At 52.1% G+C, this 15,885-nt stretch carries 17 protein-coding genes; 8 read left to right on the top strand and 9 right to left on the bottom strand.

Annotated elements, in window-relative coordinates:
• Positions 1-6: 6 nt before the first annotated feature.
• On the bottom strand, positions 7-792 hold the full coding sequence (locus tag KP814_RS29725) for an ABC transporter substrate-binding protein (RefSeq protein ID WP_216740185.1): 786 nt from the start codon (positions 790-792) through the stop codon (positions 7-9).
• Between the two features lie 77 nt (positions 793-869).
• A complete protein-coding gene (locus tag KP814_RS29720) occupies positions 870-1,646 on the bottom strand; it encodes an ABC transporter substrate-binding protein (RefSeq protein ID WP_216740184.1) in 777 nt (258 codons plus the stop codon).
• A 301-nt stretch (positions 1,647-1,947) separates the two neighbouring features.
• Between KP814_RS29720 and KP814_RS29715 the strand changes: the two genes are divergently transcribed.
• The 4 genes from KP814_RS29715 to KP814_RS29700 all read left to right on the top strand — a co-directional run bounded on the left by KP814_RS29715 (position 1,948) and on the right by KP814_RS29700 (position 6,333).
• Complete coding sequence (locus tag KP814_RS29715; RefSeq protein ID WP_216740183.1) at positions 1,948-3,087, top strand: FIST N-terminal domain-containing protein; 1,140 nt, start codon at positions 1,948-1,950, stop codon at positions 3,085-3,087.
• Positions 3,084-4,970 (top strand): bifunctional diguanylate cyclase/phosphodiesterase, encoded by a 1,887-nt coding sequence (locus KP814_RS29710; RefSeq protein ID WP_216740182.1) that lies wholly within the window; start codon positions 3,084-3,086, stop codon positions 4,968-4,970. The genes KP814_RS29715 and KP814_RS29710 overlap by 4 nt, the downstream gene beginning before the upstream one ends.
• A gap of 124 nt (positions 4,971-5,094) precedes the next feature.
• Entirely contained in the window at positions 5,095-5,547 is a 453-nt protein-coding gene (locus tag KP814_RS29705; protein ID WP_216740181.1) for a MarR family winged helix-turn-helix transcriptional regulator, read from the top strand.
• Positions 5,548-5,601: 54 nt separating this feature from the next.
• Positions 5,602-6,333: a siderophore-interacting protein gene (locus KP814_RS29700; RefSeq protein WP_216740180.1), complete on the top strand. Its 732-nt coding sequence runs from the start codon at positions 5,602-5,604 to the stop codon at positions 6,331-6,333.
• Between the two features lie 73 nt (positions 6,334-6,406).
• On the opposite strand, the gene KP814_RS29695 is transcribed toward KP814_RS29700, so the two are convergent.
• Together KP814_RS29695 and KP814_RS29690 are read right to left on the bottom strand one after the other, a co-directional pair.
• Complete coding sequence (locus KP814_RS29695) at positions 6,407-6,622, bottom strand: hypothetical protein (protein ID WP_216740179.1); 216 nt, start codon at positions 6,620-6,622, stop codon at positions 6,407-6,409.
• A gap of 301 nt (positions 6,623-6,923) precedes the next feature.
• The gene (locus KP814_RS29690) at positions 6,924-7,247 is read right to left on the bottom strand and encodes a hypothetical protein (protein ID WP_216740178.1); all 324 of its coding nucleotides are present in this window, start codon (positions 7,245-7,247) and stop codon (positions 6,924-6,926) included.
• Positions 7,248-7,374: 127 nt separating this feature from the next.
• Between KP814_RS29690 and KP814_RS29685 the strand changes: the two genes are divergently transcribed.
• The gene (locus KP814_RS29685; RefSeq protein WP_216740177.1) at positions 7,375-7,986 is read left to right on the top strand and encodes a histidine phosphatase family protein; all 612 of its coding nucleotides are present in this window, start codon (positions 7,375-7,377) and stop codon (positions 7,984-7,986) included.
• Positions 7,987-8,085: 99 nt separating this feature from the next.
• On the opposite strand, the gene KP814_RS29680 is transcribed toward KP814_RS29685, so the two are convergent.
• On the bottom strand, positions 8,086-8,745 hold the full coding sequence (locus KP814_RS29680; protein ID WP_216740176.1) for a hypothetical protein: 660 nt from the start codon (positions 8,743-8,745) through the stop codon (positions 8,086-8,088).
• Between the two features lie 307 nt (positions 8,746-9,052).
• Here KP814_RS29680 and KP814_RS29675 point away from each other — a divergent pair, with 307 nt between their 5' ends.
• The 3 genes from KP814_RS29675 to KP814_RS29665 all read left to right on the top strand — a co-directional run bounded on the left by KP814_RS29675 (position 9,053) and on the right by KP814_RS29665 (position 13,105).
• Positions 9,053-9,586: a hypothetical protein gene (locus KP814_RS29675; protein ID WP_216740175.1), complete on the top strand. Its 534-nt coding sequence runs from the start codon at positions 9,053-9,055 to the stop codon at positions 9,584-9,586.
• A 549-nt stretch (positions 9,587-10,135) separates the two neighbouring features.
• Complete coding sequence (locus KP814_RS29670) at positions 10,136-11,167, top strand: vWA domain-containing protein (RefSeq protein ID WP_216740174.1); 1,032 nt, start codon at positions 10,136-10,138, stop codon at positions 11,165-11,167.
• 120 nt (positions 11,168-11,287) lie between these two features.
• A complete protein-coding gene (locus KP814_RS29665; RefSeq protein ID WP_216740173.1) occupies positions 11,288-13,105 on the top strand; it encodes a tetratricopeptide repeat protein in 1,818 nt (605 codons plus the stop codon).
• Positions 13,106-13,147: 42 nt separating this feature from the next.
• Here KP814_RS29665 and KP814_RS29660 read toward each other — a convergent pair whose 3' ends face one another.
• The 4 genes from KP814_RS29660 to KP814_RS29645 all read right to left on the bottom strand — a co-directional run.
• A complete protein-coding gene (locus KP814_RS29660; RefSeq protein ID WP_216740172.1) occupies positions 13,148-14,215 on the bottom strand; it encodes a macro domain-containing protein in 1,068 nt (355 codons plus the stop codon).
• On the bottom strand, positions 14,215-14,844 hold the full coding sequence (locus KP814_RS29655) for a DUF4433 domain-containing protein (protein WP_216740171.1): 630 nt from the start codon (positions 14,842-14,844) through the stop codon (positions 14,215-14,217). The genes KP814_RS29660 and KP814_RS29655 overlap by 1 nt, the downstream gene beginning before the upstream one ends.
• Before the next feature lie 19 nt (positions 14,845-14,863).
• Positions 14,864-15,463 (bottom strand): DarT ssDNA thymidine ADP-ribosyltransferase family protein, encoded by a 600-nt coding sequence (locus KP814_RS29650; RefSeq protein ID WP_216740170.1) that lies wholly within the window; start codon positions 15,461-15,463, stop codon positions 14,864-14,866.
• Between the two features lie 224 nt (positions 15,464-15,687).
• Positions 15,688-15,885, bottom strand: a 198-nt coding sequence (locus KP814_RS29645; protein ID WP_216740169.1) for a hypothetical protein, incomplete at its 5' end; no start/stop codon positions are given.

Genomic DNA, 15,885 nt, shown 5'->3' with positions numbered 1-15,885 from the left:
ACCGTTTTACGGCGCCGCTTTCTCTGACTCCCTGCGGTAATAGCCCTCCACGATGCCTTCCAGGTACTGCTCGTAGCGTCCGGAATCTTTCAGTTTTTGCAGTCCACGGTTAAACGCGGCGATATAGCGTTCAGCCTGGGGGTTTTTCTTGGTGATGATGACGTGATAACCAACGCTTCGCAGCGGTTTCGGATGATTAGTGATGCTGTTGGCGATGCCTGCCGGCAGGTTATGGGCGAGAATTTCATAGCCAACTTCAAGCACGCAGGGAAACAGATTGATTCGCCCCTGCGCCAGCTTCTTGAAGTTGCTTTCATCGGTGGAGATTCTTTCGACGGTGATCAACCCCTTTGCTTCCGCTTCACTGAACGCTTTGCCATAAGAGTACCCGATCGTCGCGCCAATGCGATAAGGCTTGAGATCCTCGAACGTGTTCCAGTCAAAAGGGAGATCTTTGCGATGGAAGAAGACATCCGTCAGCACAATGATCGGCTCGGAGAACACAAAATGATCAGGTCTGCCGTCGGCCTTGGACCAGGCCACAGAACCCACCCAGATGTCCCCTTCCCGGGCTTCCTGCAAAGCTCTTTTCCAAGGCAGAAAGGTGTATTTGACGTCGATTCCCTCCAGTTTGTACGCCTCCGCGACGACATGGGAAATAAACCCATAATCCTGGTAGCTTTCCGAAGTGAATGGTGGCCACTCGCCATTGGTCAAACTCAGGTCTTCCGCTGACGCCAGACATGGACAAAGTAACGCGCAACAAATGAGGGGCATCAGCAGCTGTTTCATCATTGCCTCCTGAGCGCTCGGCGTATCGGACAGGGTTCTATCAAGTTTAGTTGAGGCATAATAATTGGCGGGAGGGCTCATGGGCCTGGTCCTCCAATATCTTCTTTCCATAGCGCCTCGTAGCGGCCGCTTTCCCTCAGCTTACGCAGCCCCCGGTTGAATGAATCCAACAGAAACTGCGCGCGGACAGGGTCAATGTTCTTGGAGATCAGCAGGTGCTGGGCGTCCACGGAGATCGGTTTGGGGTGATAAGTGATATTGGCGGCGTCCTGGGCGGGCATTTCGCTGCGGGCGATCTGCAAGCCGACCTCACGATTGACGACAAACAACTGAATTCTTCCCGCCGCCAGTTTTCTCATATTCAGCAGGTCCGTCGACACGCGCTCAAATAAAAAATCACCGCGCTCCTCGGCTTTGGCGAGAGTTGGGCCATAGAAATACCCCAGTGTCAGTCCAATTTTGTAAGGCTTAAGGTCTTCAATGCCGTTCCAGTCAAAGTTCAGGCTTTTCAGATGGAAGAACACTTTGGTTTCGTTGAGAACCGGATCGCTGTACGAAAACTGCTGCGCCCGCTCCGTTGAGTAAACCCAGCCCGGCGTGCCGTCATAATCCCCTTCGGCGGCCATCCGCAGCGCTCGCTTCCAGGGCAAAAAGATGTACTCGACCTGGATGTGTTCGACAGCGAACGCTTCTTCGACAATGTGAGGGAAAACGCCATAGTGACTCAGTTTCGAAGAGAAATACGGCGGGAACTCGCCGATGGACAGCCAGACTTTCTCCTCTGCGCGCGCATGCAGCGTCGCCATGATGCTAATCAGGATGCAGGACCAGAACATTCTGCGCAGCCACACCATTACTTCTTGCCTCGCTGATGGCTTCAGACCTTCGCGCCGCTTTGCAGTGAAGTATAGCCATAAAATCGCGCGCCTAACGGCGACACTATTGTTTCCCTCGTTGACGCAGCGATAGGGACGCCTGAAACACGCCAATTCCGCCTGTCGGAGATGCGTATCGCGGATCTCGGTCTATTCTTTGAGGAGGACTTTTTACAAGAAAGGTAAAAGTCGAGAGCAGTGGTGAAGTAGAAAAGTCGAGCATGAAAAGAAAGAAGAGAATGAAGGCCAGAAAGTAAGAACGACAAAAAGGGAGGTTGTAGTGACGGAGATTTATCAGTCGACATACCAGAATGGCGCCTGGAGCCAGCCCCTGCCCTCGGCCAGCTCAGCGCAATGGGTCATCGCTTTTGGCTCTAAGAACATCATGGACGATCCCAACGTCCGCGATCAGGTCAGACAGGCTTTTCCACAGGCGCAGATTACCGGCTGCACCACCAGTGGCGCGATTGAAGGAGCCAAGCTATTCGACAGCTGCATCTGCCTGACCGCAGCGACCTTTGCTTCCTCTCGGATAGAGGCCCTGTCCGCCGACTTCCATGATTTTGGCGACAGCGGCGCCTTGGGCGCGCATTTAGCGGAGCAATTGAACACTGACGGCCTGGTGCACATTTTTGTCATGTCGGATGGACATGTGGTCAACGGCTCCGATCTGATTCGCTCCGTCTGCAAGAAGTTACCGGACAATATCTACATGACGGGCGGTCTGGCGGGGGACGGCATGGATTTCAAAGAGACCAAGGTCTGGCTGAACGATCAGTACCGGGGCGGGCTGGTGGCGCTTATCTGTTTTTATGGGCCGAACCTCAAGGTCGGTAAAGGCAATTTTGGCGGCTGGAAGCCGTTTGGCCCCAATAGAAAGGTCACCAAATCGCGGAAAAACGTGCTGTACGAACTGGATAACAAGCCCGCCCTGGAAATCTACAAGACCTATCTCGGCGAGTACGCCAATGAGCTGCCGGCGTCCGCCCTGCGCTTTCCTATCGGCCTCAAACATCCCGTCGCCACGGAACTTGTCGTTCGCACCATTCTCTCCATCAATGAAGAAGACCAAAGCATGGTGTTCGCCGGCAACGTGCCGGAGGGCGCCAGTTGTCAGATTATGCACGCCAACTACGAAAACCTCATATCGGGCGCGGGCTACGCCACGGAGAAAGCCATTAGCGATATAAAAGGCGCGACTTCACAACTGGCGATCCTGGTCAGCTGCGTCGGGCGGCGGATGGTGTTGGGCGTCAGAACCGAGGAAGAACTGGAAGAAGTCAAAGAGATGATATCCGAGGGATGTCATATGGCGGGATTTTATTCTTACGGGGAGATTTCCTCAGTGATCTGCAGCGACGGACGCTGCGGCCTGCTGAACCAGACGATGACGGTGACGCTTTTCGAAGAGGTCGGATGATGCACAAGCTGTTACACCGCCAACTGAAGCGAGCGGGCTTGGCCGAACTCCTGGCGGCGCATCCCCGCTTTCTGGAGAGCATATCGGACGCCTATACCCAGCATGAGGATGAGATACGCTTCATCGAGCACTCCCTGTTCGTCGTATCCAATGAATTGAACGAGCAAAATACGCTGCTTTCGCGGCAGGTTGATGAATTAAGTCAGGCTAATACGCAGATCAGCCGCTCCGGCGCCGAATTAACCGCCATTCTGGACGCCACCGGAGAAGCCATCATTTCCTTTGATAGTAACGGCGAGCTGTCCCTCCTGAATCGGCAGGGCAAGGATTTCATCAACCAGTTGCAGGCGGACATGATATTTGAGGAACAGCTGCTTCTGATATGCAAGAACCCCACGGTACTTGAAGAAACCTTTGAGGCTATACGCAAAGATCCCTTTATCAACGTGAATGGACTCATCGAGTTCAAACGTCGACGCTATTATGAGTTTTACTCGTCCCCGAAAGTGGTGGACGGCCAACTGCAAGGCCGGGTCTGGAGCTTCAAGGACATCACCTCGCAGAAAATCACCGATGACATCATCCGTTTTCAAGCCTTGCATGACACCATGACGGGGCTTCCCAATCGCAACTGCCTCAACCAGCTTCTTGAAAAGCAGCTCAGGTTTCACAACTTTCACCTGATGAAGCTGGCGGTCCTTTTCATCGATCTGTCCGGCCTCAAGAAAATCAATGACACCCAGGGCTTTGAAGTCGGCGACGCTATACTGATCGACTCCGTGCACCGCATCATGCTGCGTCTGCGGGATCAGGATATCGTCGCCCGTTTCGGCGGCGATGATCTGATCGCAATCTTGCGGGATATCTCCGGCAGCGACGAGGTGATGTCGATCTGCCAAAACATCGAGCGGGATATCGGCCAGCCCATCGAGTTCGGCAATCACCTTTACTTCATATCCTGCCACATCGGCGTCAGCATTTATCCAGAGGACGGCGAGACCGTGAATGATCTGGTCCGCCACGCGGATCTGGCCAAATACCACGGTTTTAACCATGGTTCAGCCATTCAGTTCTTCAGCTTTAGCATCGCTGAGGAGGAAGTGCGTAAACAGACGGTGGAAAACCAGTTGCGCAAAGCCATCGAAAACCTTGAGCTGACGCTCCATCTGCAACCCAAGGTGGATATTAAAACCGGCGCTATTAAGGGGTCTGAAGGACTGATTCGCTGGATAAAGCCGGATGGCGGCGTAATTCCTCCCGGAGTGTTCATCCCCATCGCCGAAAATACCGGCATGATAAGAGACATTGGTCGCCTGGTGGTCCATGAAGCCTGCAAGATTCTGGCGCAGTGGAGCAGTCAGGGCATTACGGACACTACGATTTCCGTCAACCTTTCCATCGCCGACTTTAATGACGGCGCCTTGGTTAACGATATCATGGGCGAGCTTGAGCGTTTCAATGTGTCGCCTTCCAGACTGATTCTGGAAGTCACGGAATCATTGTTCATGGCGAATAAAGACCTGGTGAGAAACGCCATGCTGCAGTTGGAGAGCCAGGGCGTCAGGTTCGCCCTGGACGATTTTGGCACGGGCTACTCGTCCCTCAGCTACCTGCAGGAACTTCCCTTTTCCTACCTGAAAATCGACCGCTCATTCTTACTGGGCGCGCTGCAAGACGCGAAAAAAGCCGCCATTGTGCAAACCATTATCGATATCGGCAAAAACCTGAATCTGGAACTGGTGGCGGAAGGCATTGAGGATGCCGAAACCCTGGAATTCGTAAGAGGAAAAACGGATAACTACGCGCTGGTGCAGGGCTTTTTCTTTTACCGCCCCATGCCCCACGCGGACCTGACTGAACTACTGTTAAAGCACGTCCTGTAAATCAACGCCTTTGGACTCATTTCCCGACAGCTTAAGCTTACTGTTTAATTGATAGTCTTTTTAGTTGACAGTATCAACCAATGCCATTATGGTTGACATAGTCAACTAACCTAAACTGTGAATCATGCCACAAAACAACGTCCCGGAAACCAGCGTCGGAGAGTCCCTGCACCGTCTGCTTCATGCTTATAAACGCGCGATGCGTCAGGCGTATCAGGAGGTCAATCTGACTTTGGCGGTTTCCCACATACGCTCGCTGAAAGTGATCAACCATGCCCGTGAAAAAAACACTCTTTGCACCGCCCAGGTGATTGCAGAACGCCTGCAGCGGGATAAGGCGCAGATCACGCGGGTGGTGAAAGATCTGCTGGAGGAAGGGCTGATTGAAAAACGGGATAACCCTGAAGATCGACGCAGCCAACTACTGCATTTAACCCAGAAAGGCGTTGACGCGTACAAGACAATAAAAGAGGTGGAAGCGCTGGCGGGAAGCCGCATGGCGCAAGGCCTCAATGCTGATGAGATCCGGGAGTTCGTCAAACTCGCGAATGCGATGGCGGAAAACCTCAAACACTGAATACAGCCGCTCCTCACAATGGAGCCCTATCTTTACTGAATTCACGAGGATGAAATGAGCAGACCTGCGCCCCGCGAACTGACACTGGTTCGCAGACAATCGATTACTCCCAACATGTTGCGCGTCACCCTGGGCGGCGACGGCATCGCCAGCTTTCCCGCCGACCAGGAAAGCGCATACGTCAAACTGATGTTCCCCCGCGACGGCGAGCAGCGCCCGCTGATGCGGACCTATACCGTGCGCGCGCAAAGAGAAGATGAGATCGACATAGATTTCGTCATTCATGAAGACGGCGGCCCCGCCTCCACCTGGGCGATCCAGGCGGAAATCGGCTCGCAGATTCTCATCGGCGGCCCTGGCCCGAAAAAACTGGTGGATACGGAAGCGGACTGGTTTCTGGTAGTCGGCGACATGACCGCCCTGCCCGCCATCAGCGTCAACCTGGAACAGCTTCCCTCCAATGCGAGGGGCTATGCGGTGATTGAGGTGATCAGCGAGGCGGATATCCAGCCCCTCAAGACCCCCGCCAACCTCGACGTGCACTGGCTGATTAATCCCCACCCCGGCGTCGACAGCAACCTGCTGCTGAACAAAGTCCGCGACCTGCCCTGGCTGCAAGGACGTCCCTCCGTCTGGTGCGCCTGCGAACTAAACAGCATGCGCCAGTTGCGGGACCACTTCCGCGCCCAGGAAGGACTGGAAAAAAGCGACCTGTACATCTCCAGCTACTGGAAACTCGGCGTCAGCGAAGATGAGCACAAAGTGCTGAAGGCGGCGTTGAATTAAAAAACGGGGCGTAAAGCCCCGTTCTCTTTTGCAAGCAGCGATGTTGAGCGCACTTTGGCGCCCTTATCACCGTTTATTTCCATTTGGTTTTACGATGCGTCTTCCAACTGCGTTGGGGACTTGTGGCGTTGACGGTTTCAAAACCGTGGGGAAAGCAGCGCGAGCAACCGCACTCTTCCCCCAGAACTACTCTCGAAACCGTTGTGCCGGACACCTTCTTAGGTAAATCCGCCAGCCCTGCTTCATTGCGCCCAAACGCCTTGATAAGACGAACTTCACGTTTCTTCACTCTTCTCTCCTTTAGGAAAATACCTAAAAGAGAGCACCTTTTAATATTGCTACCAGCATGTGTTCTAGCTAACCAAGATTTGACCGCGCCATCTTAACGGCATTGATGACTTCATCAATAGGCAAGTCCAATCCAACATTGGTTTTACCACTGTAATTCACGCCAAGCAGGCATTTTCGATCGTCCACACCAGACCATGTTCGGCCACCTCTTGAACAAACAGCTCCCACCGAGTTTCATTGCTTGTCGCCATATCGCTAATTAATCGCCCAATAAATTTCGGGGGCGGACTCTACCATATTCAACCCTCCGAGACCCTTTCCTCAATCACCGCCTGCACCCATTCCCGGTATTTGGCGCTGGGCCTCAGCATTTTCATTAAATCGCCTGGCTCAATGTCGTCGGGTAGTCCCGGCTCGATAACAAAGCGTTCGAACCAGGCTTCGCCGTTGCGCTCCCAGGCGGTGTCGACGATTTCGTCAATGAGTTCCTCTCGTGTGGCCTCATCGCTGGCGTCGGTTAATTCCGCCATGGTTTCCGGTTCGGACAGAATCATCTCCGCATAAGATTCCGCCGAAGCGCGCAGGCCCTTTAATGTCTCTTCTTTAAACTTATCGAAGTTCATTTTCTTTCTCCCCCCCCAAAAGAAATAAGAAATTGCTTACCCTCGACAATAATCCAGGTTAGCCCTACAGTGCCAATCTTTCGGTCGTTCAGAATAGAGAATCAGTGAAGTAGTGGAATGGAACGAAATGGATAGCATGAAAGTCATCCTGGCGCGGCATGGCCAGACGATCTGGAATCAACAAGGTCGCCTGCAAGGCCGTCTCAACTCCGGCCTGACGGACCAGGGCAAAGCGCAAGCAGACAGGCTGGCGACGGAAGTGAAGCACTACCGCTTCGCCAAGGTTTACTCATCGCCCGCTTTACGCTGCATGGAAACATGCAAGGTCATTTCGCCGGACTTTGAAGTATGCGACTTGCTGCAAGAACAGAACTTCGGCTCCTATGAAGGCCTGCCCCTGCATGACATAGACCGAAGAGACCCTTCCGCCAGGGCCATTATCCGGGGAGAACATCCCCACCAAAAAGCCGGCGAAAACTCCGAGAGCCTGGCGGAAGTCGCGCAAAGAGCAAGCCAGTTCCTGAATCGGCTCGCAACCCATCATCAAGATGACACCCTCCTGGCGATCACCCACGGCAACTTCTTAAAGGCGCTGATCTGGTGGATACATGCCCAAGACCAAACCAGCGCCAGCCAGTACACCCACTTCAATTGCGCTTATTCCGAAATCACGTATTCGAACAATGAATGGACAGTGTCTTATTGGGGCAAGGCTTCGCATCTTATTGGAGTGTTGTGAGGAAACAGGCGCTCAAGGATCGGGTTATCCGTTTATTGCGCCTGGGGAGAGAGCGCTCCCCCCTTTGCAACTTCCCTTACATATTTGGTGCAATCGCCCTTAGGTATTATGGTGCGACCGATCCCGCGTATTGATGGGACGGGCGAAGGAGGATCTGCCGCGGCCGGCGGTCATTTCCGCATAACCGGAGCGGTAAACCACGGCTTTTTCCTCCAGGCTGTAGAAGCTGCGGGCGCCGCGATCGTTGCGGTCTTCGACGCGGATAGAGCCGGTGGAGATATGCACGAACCCTTGATATCCGGTGACTTCAACAAAGACATGGGTTCTGGAAAGTTTGGTGCAGAAACGCTCCACCCAGGGGGACAACGCGCCGGCGTATCCGCCGCCGCAGGCCAGTACGTGCACATCGATGAAGTTCAGCGGCAGACCTTCCTCGCGTAAGTCGTCCGCCATCTGCTCCGTGGTGAACGCTTTGAACACCCCGCCTACCCAATGCTTCGTCTCTCTATCGTAGTGCTGACGGTTTCTCGGCAACCAGCCGTTCTCTTTGGCGGCGATGGTGGCCGTATCGCCCCTGCCCGCGCCATGAGTGAAAATATACAACGTGTCAGTGGCGTGTAGACGCGACAGACAGCCTGGCGAGGTGGGCAATCTGAGTCGCGGTTTTTGAATCACGGTGGCGTTCAAGACACCGGCGAGTTGCGCGGACAGTGCGATCATTTCCGGACCGACAACGGGAAGATAGATGTAACTAGCCATGATTAAGATTCCTTTTATGCATTATTGAGGGTGTTTCGTTCTTTTATGATTTTTAGAGAGAGCCGCCGTACTTCCGCGGCGGGTTAGCGCCCTCTCCTTGTTTCATGTACGCAGATTAACGGCGCATTCTTAACGGAACCTTAAGAGTTGTTTTTAAAGTGAAATTCAGAAATCAGAAATTTTTTTAATTTCTTTGCATCCAAACGCCGCATCCCTGTCGTCTTTATCTACGAGTTTCAAATTCAGGGTCCGAGACCCGCTAGCCACACTTAGATAGATCACACTTAGATAGATAAAGGATAGAAAGATGAAAAAGTTCGCCGCACTGACCACTCTGATGATCGCCACCGCTGGTTTCACCTCCGCCGTATTTGCTGAAGGCAAAGCGGATCGTTACTGCGATGAAAAGTATTCCAGCTCCAGCAAGAGCTACAGCGGCAACAGCTACGCCAGCTCTGACGGCTATAGCAACTCCTACGACAACACCGGCGGCCTGCTGAAAACCTCTTCAGCCAGCGCCAGCTCCTCTAAGGTCGTCACCAAAGTTTCTACCTCTGTCGGTGAAGTATTCGCCAACGCACAAGGCATGACGCTGTACACCTTCACCAAAGACAGCAATGGCGCGTCTGTCTGCTACGACTCCTGCGCAGACAGCTGGCCTCCTTTTTTCGCCAAGAAAGAAGCTAAAACCTGGGGCGACTTCACGATCGTCGGCCGTAAAGATGGCACTTATCAGTGGGCTTACAAGAACCAGCCTCTGTATCTGTGGGTTGGCGACCGTCAGCAAGGCGACGCGACGGGCCATGGCGTAGGCAACGTGTGGTACGCCGCTCAGCCTTAAGTTAATCCGGCAGACAGAGAGAGATATAGTCAGACAGATGGACAGAAAGCCTCTTCCTTTGCTGGTTAAATAGCCATATTTGAGCGCTGATAGCGACCAAGCCGTCAGCGCTATTTTTTCCCCTTCACACAAACAGTTAACGCCTCACCTGCGTTTTCTGTAGATCCCTCGACAGCGTTCAAAGAATTTACACCTTCTTAAATTTCAGGTTGTTTAAAATTCAATCTAACCCTTGCGCCAGGGGCGTTTAGGCCTATCGTTAGATCACACAAAAACGATACAAAACAGGCGCTTAGCTTTGTATACAAAACCCCCGATTTTTGCGAAATTATCCTTAATGGAATAAGCCTTTTGGCCTTTAGTGGAAATACTTATATAACGAATTTACAGTTCCCGATTGGCCACTTCCTAAAAGAGTTAAGAAACACCCCAATAAGCGGGGTTTTAAAGAGATTGGCCTGTTTTGTGCCTTATAGGTTCCCTGAGCAATCTCAAGAAATTTTTCATTGCAGTACTAAATCTAACTACAACCCACACCAGGAGGTAACAATGAAAAGACTAGCGTGCTCACTCGCCTTTACCGCTTTCCTGCCGTTTACGGCGATGGCGGACTCCATCTCTCCCACTACTTTCTCTGCGACGCTTGATGTCGGCGAAAGCGTGACCATCACCAAGACAGTCACCGTTGACGCCGAAGCGAGCACATCCAAGGTAGACGTATTCTTCCTGATGGATGAAACCGGCAGTATGAGTGGAGAGATTGCAGCGGTTAAAGCCGCCGCCAGCTCTATCTTGGGCACAGCAGCGGGCTTTGGCGACATTAACTTCGGCGTAGGCGGCTATCGTGACGCCACCGATTTCTTCGCTTATCGCACCCTGACCGATATGACCAGCGACACCTCCGCGGCGCAAGCAGCGATCAACACCTGGACCGCCGGCGGCGGTGGCGATTTCCCTGAAGCGAACATTTACGCTTTGGAACAGGTCGCCACCACCATTTCATGGCGTCCAGACGCTGAGCGCATCCTGCTGTGGTTCGGCGACGCAACGGGCCATGACCCCTCTTTGGGTTCAACCGAAGCCAGCGCAACCGCCGCTTTGCAGGCAGCTAGCATCCAGGTGGAAGCGATTGACGTCGCCAACTGCTCATTCGGCTTCTGTTTAGATGGCACTGGCCAGGCCTCCCGCATCACCGCGGCGACCGGCGGCACCTATCACGCAGGCATCGACACCACCACATTGGTAGACACTATCAATGACGCCATTTCGACCGCTATTTCTTCCTATACTGAAGTGGCGCTCGACATCTCTGGCGCGCCTCCCGGCATGGTATCCGTGTCTCCTGCGTCTTATAACGGCTCCTACACCCGCGACAGCGCTGCGACCTATGATTTCGAAGTCACCTTCACCGGCACAACTCCCGGCACCTACGACTTCGACATCTACGCCACTGTTGACGGCGGCAGAGTCGCTACTGAGCGCGACCATATCGTTGTCAGCTCAACTGTTCCAGAACCCGCCAGCGTGGCGTTGATGGGTCTGGGTCTGGTTGGCTTGCTGGTTCGTCGCAGAAAAAGCTAAGTAATCCGCTACTAATAAAGGGCGTTGTTTAACGCCCTTTTTTTTTATCCCTCATATTGGATTACACTCTGACAACAGCATGATGCTCCCAAATGTCTGAGAACTATAAGGTCCCGATCGATGAACAAACGCCTCTCTTTAGCGCTGGCGATTTTTTTCGCCGTTGGCGGCAGTCACGCCGCCATTACGCAACCCAGCTCCGCTCAGTCCGACACCAGCCTTTTCTTTCTTGACGCGCCTCCCGCCGGCGGCGAGCTACAACCCGCCAATCAGGATCTCGCCACTGCGCTGGACCTGATCCGACAACAAAAATTTATGCAGAGCCAGAAACTGCTGGACCAGATTCTCGCCAAAGAGCCAAACAACTCACTGGCGTTGGAACTGAAAGGAACGGTGCTGGCGTTACAGGGAAAACTCAAGGACGGCCTCAAGCTACTGCAAAAAGCCACGCAATTGGCGCCCACGCAAAGCTCCGCCTGGACCAAGCAAGGCGATGTTCACACCGCGTTGAAAGAACCCAAGAAGGCGTTTAACGCATATAAAACCGCCGTTGGTTACAACGACAACGATTCCCGCGCGCATCAACGGCTGGGTTTGATCTATCAGGAACAAGGCGAGGTCGCCAAGTCCATAGAGCATCTGGAGAAAGGCCTGGCCAACACCCCCGAGGACTACGTAGGAGTAAAGCTTAATCTGGCGGAGCAATACGTCAGAAATGGCGAGTCAGGCAAAGCCATCAAGCTGCTCTCCCCAATCATTGACGCCACCAGCGACAACGCCGTCGGCCTGGTGCTGCTCGCTAACGCCTATGTGGCCAATCAAAGCCCGGAAGCGGCCATCCCCCTGTTCCAGAAAGCGCTGAAGCTCTCCCCCAAACAACCTGCGCCCCTTTTGGCTCTGGGCATCGCCCAGCGCGACGCCGGTCAGTTGGATAAATCCCTCGACAGCTTCAACCAGTTGCTGAAATTAAAGTCGGACTGGGGACTGGCGTATTTCCAGCGCGCATTGACCTACGCGAAGAAAGACGATCACGATAAAGCCGTCAGTGACTATCAAAAGGCGTTGAAAGACAAAGAGCTGCCGGAAAATCTGGCGGTGCAGGCGGGCGATTATTTCGCGCAATCCGGCAAACAGGAGCTGGCGGAGAAGGTCTACAAAGATCTAATCAAACAATCCAAGGCGCCTTTCCCTTACTATCAGCGCCTGGGCAGCCTCTACCAGGTGCAGAACGATCCAACTAAAGCCAAAGCGGTATACAGCGACCTGTTAAAGACTTACCCGGACAACCCGCAGAGTTATCTGTACGCAGGCTCGTTTCACGCCTTCACTCGGGATTACGCCGCCGCCGCGGATCTGTTCGACAAAGGGTTGCAACTGGCGCCGGACTCCAGCTCCTTGCGCATGGCCAAAGCCGTGGCGTTGAAACAACTGGGAACCCTGGACAAGGCGCAGCAGGAAATGGAAATCCTGATCAAAAATAACCCAGAATCTCACGAAGGATTGTTCCTGTTGGGCTCTCTGTATGAGGAAGGCAAGAAAACCGATCAGGCGATAGACGCCTATCGCCGCGTCCTGCGTCTGAATGACTCCCACCTGGGCGCGCTGAATAATCTGGCGTACCTGCTGGGCGAAACGGACAAACTCAGCGAAGGAGAGAAACTGGCGCTGCAAGCCGCAAAACTCGCTCCCATCAACCCCACCGTTCTAGACACGCTGGGCTGGATACAATTTCGCCTGGGCAAAGTCACCGAAGCGGAAACCAACATCGGCAAAGCCTACCAACTGGCCGCCAACAACCCGACGATCAATTACCATTACGCCAAAGTGAAACAGAAGAGCGGCCAAGCGGCGGAAGCGCAAAGCCTGTTCAAATCCTCCCTCAGGCTAGGCTTGGCCTCCCCCTGGAAAACCGACGCAGAAAAACAACTGCAGAACTAACCGACCCATAAGTGCGGGCGATCCCGCCCGCACTTCCCCTTTTTAAATTGAAGCTGCCTTCATTCGATCTATTGCGAATTGCAAGCTTCTGTCATCAAATAAAGTGAGCTTGCGCTCAGCCCACTTTTTCCCTGAGGGCCAACGAGCAATACCGCCCTTGATGGATTCCAAAGTAGGTTCACACCCTTCTCTTGTTAGCAGCCAGTCAACAGTAGCAAGCAGCTCCATCCCAAAAGGTGATTCGAAGCCATTGATTATCTCGCTTGCTTTCTCTAATGCAGGCAAATAATGCTGCCCCTCTGTGTTCAAATAAGTTTCAACGTATTCTCTTTTGGTATCGTTAAATGCGATGACATCCAAAGGCTCACTGTCAGGAATGCGCTTATCAGACTTAAGGTAGCTACCATCTAGAGCATTCAATAAATGAGTTAGATTATTAGCGTAAGGGCCATAGTAATTGGCCTCAAAATGAAGCTCCAAGTCATTTTTTAAACCTTGCGCATCAATTACACGCTGTAAGAACCAAGCAAGCTTCTGGATTTCGAGTAAGCTGCATTCCATGCCTAGTATCCAATATCGGCGCACAAGCTCAGCGACCATTGCTCGAGGAGTGGTAAGCTCGCTTACACCCGCTTTTTTTGAAACGTTTTGATATTTTGCAGTGGGTTCATAAACCCGAATGTCTACTCCCTCAATATCAGTCAGGGCGTTTTCAATGCGGCGCTTCACGTCCAGCCAACTTAAGCCACCATTACCAGCACCTAACGGGGGAATTGCAATTGACTTCACGTGGTGTTCTGTAATAAATCGTCGCAAATCCACAAGTCCCTCATCAATCCACTCCATCTTGGACTTTGCGCGCCAATGTTGCTTCGTTGGGAAGTTAACAATCCACTTCGGCCCCATCAGCTCGTTTGTTTTAGTGATGAACATCTTCCCTGTGACCACATCCCCTGTTCTGCAGGCCCTGACATAAGCCTGCATATTTTGGGGAAAGCGCTCTTTAAACATCAGAGCAATACCCTTCCCCATCACACCGACGGTATTCACGGTATTCACTAGAGCTTCCACTTCCGCTTCCAGTAAGTTGCCTTGTGCATACGAAATCATTAGAAATACCACCTTGGCCGCGCATGAACTGGCATGGCTATTTGTCGCTCTCGCAACCAACCATCCAATCGTTTTTTTGTGTTTTCAGTGTAACAAACCATGCCCTTTAAGACATCGACCGGACAATGTTGATGTATCAGCGCCTCAGCCTGATATCGCTCGAATTTGGCTGGGTCATTGGGGTCCCGCTTGAAATCTCTGGACTGGATAATAGTCCAATCAATTTTTTTTAAGTCGTCTAGATCAGTGAAGAAGTCGGTCCAAGCGTAATATGCATGGCCATTGGTAAAAACAAAGGGCAGCCCCATTTCGCTGACACGGTACAAGTCGGAAACGAGAATTACAATCTCCTCATTCGGTCGCTGTTTAATCCCCCCCCATCCGCTGTGAATATTTTTCATCATTGGCGAGAACGGTGTGAAATAAAAAGGAACATAATCATTCAAGTATCCTTTGGGTCCCACAGGAACTGTATGCGTCGCACGTTTGTCAGTTAACTCGGGGTTACCAATACTCACCCAATTGGAGGAGCTAACTTGACTGTTTCCACAGTGCAAACCGTGGTCTAGAATCCAAGGGACATTTTCACGATGAACAATGCGCCAGATAAGCGCTTTCTGTGGGTTCAAACTGGTATAGATCATTGTATTAATTAACAAACATAGTCGGAACTAAGTTAACATGCAGGTCAATGCCAGCCTCCTTTAGCTGGCCAAGTACGATAGTCTTATCTTCGTCTGTTTTCACAAATATTGAATGGAAATTGGCAGCACTCACGGCTGTTGGCGATAAACACTCTGCCATACATGCCTGTTTATAATCAGAGTCTGCTCCGTAGCAGTGATCGGTGCTTTCCATCAGCGCCCAATTAATTGCTTCAATTCCCTGGTCATACTCCATAATTACGACTTTTTCGCCATTATTAAGAGATAAGGGGTGTCTTGGAATAATTTTCCAAGACCTTGCTTTTGCATGAGATCTTCGTACCGCAACCAAGACAAAAGGAACGTCTATATTCCCACGCTGAGCTGCGTAGTCAAAAGGTGTTTTTGAGAAAAAATGAAAGGGTACATAACCATCTAAACTCTGTTCGGCACGGGATCGAATTATCTCAGAATCTGCAATATCCTCGAAGGAATTTGCCTGCAGCTCAGCGCGCGGCATTAGCCCATTAGTCAGAATAGATGGCAGGTTCTCCAGCGCAGTCAGATGGTAAACCAGCATTTTATTTTTAATATCCCTCGGCATTGCATTATCCTCTTTTCCGTCAACAGTTCCTGTGCTACGACTGAGTCTGGCGGTACATAATAAAATCTAGCTCATTTAAATCACCGCACAGTAACCCTGCAATTAGGCTGGGTAGCATTAAGACGGCCTGATGCACTCCTACTGCCATTACCTCGGCAATCTGACACCCCAAAGTAGGTTGGATACGCGCCGCGCCATCTAACAAACAGGTTTAATAAACCTTCTCAATCCATTGAATTAAAATAATTTAATAACATAGAAGCGAAGCATGGCGTCGGAAGGCGCTTCGCTTTTCCGTATATGGTCTCCTCCTGTTTTGCAAGGGCTTCAGACTTTGATAACAAGGTAGGTTGCTGCCGTATATCCGGCCTGTTTGCGAGTTGTAATACTCTGGCCTTGATGAGCTGTCCGCGCGTATCGTC

This window comes from Hahella sp. HN01 (assembly GCF_018986435.1).
Taxonomy (GTDB): Bacteria; Pseudomonadota; Gammaproteobacteria; order Pseudomonadales; family Oleiphilaceae; genus Hahella.
This window is presented reverse-complemented; position numbering and strand designations above follow the sequence as displayed.

Bases quoted from the DNA above. Each gene is read 5' to 3' on its own strand.
- KP814_RS29725 (WP_216740185.1), bottom strand. From the start codon at position 792: ATGAAACAGCTGCTGATGCCCCTCATTTGTTGCGCGTTACTTTGTCCA.
- KP814_RS29720 (WP_216740184.1), bottom strand. From the start codon at position 1,646: ATGGTGTGGCTGCGCAGAATGTTCTGGTCCTGCATCCTGATTAGCATC.
- KP814_RS29710 (WP_216740182.1), top strand. From the start codon at position 3,084: ATGATGCACAAGCTGTTACACCGCCAACTGAAGCGAGCGGGCTTGGCC.
- KP814_RS29705 (WP_216740181.1), top strand. From the start codon at position 5,095: ATGCCACAAAACAACGTCCCGGAAACCAGCGTCGGAGAGTCCCTGCAC.
- KP814_RS29700 (WP_216740180.1), top strand. From the start codon at position 5,602: ATGAGCAGACCTGCGCCCCGCGAACTGACACTGGTTCGCAGACAATCG.
- KP814_RS29690 (WP_216740178.1), bottom strand. From the start codon at position 7,247: ATGAACTTCGATAAGTTTAAAGAAGAGACATTAAAGGGCCTGCGCGCT.
- KP814_RS29685 (WP_216740177.1), top strand. From the start codon at position 7,375: ATGGATAGCATGAAAGTCATCCTGGCGCGGCATGGCCAGACGATCTGG.
- KP814_RS29680 (WP_216740176.1), bottom strand. From the start codon at position 8,745: ATGGCTAGTTACATCTATCTTCCCGTTGTCGGTCCGGAAATGATCGCA.
- KP814_RS29675 (WP_216740175.1), top strand. From the start codon at position 9,053: ATGAAAAAGTTCGCCGCACTGACCACTCTGATGATCGCCACCGCTGGT.
- KP814_RS29670 (WP_216740174.1), top strand. From the start codon at position 10,136: ATGAAAAGACTAGCGTGCTCACTCGCCTTTACCGCTTTCCTGCCGTTT.
- KP814_RS29665 (WP_216740173.1), top strand. From the start codon at position 11,288: ATGAACAAACGCCTCTCTTTAGCGCTGGCGATTTTTTTCGCCGTTGGC.
- KP814_RS29660 (WP_216740172.1), bottom strand. From the start codon at position 14,215: ATGATTTCGTATGCACAAGGCAACTTACTGGAAGCGGAAGTGGAAGCT.
- KP814_RS29650 (WP_216740170.1), bottom strand. From the start codon at position 15,463: ATGCCGAGGGATATTAAAAATAAAATGCTGGTTTACCATCTGACTGCG.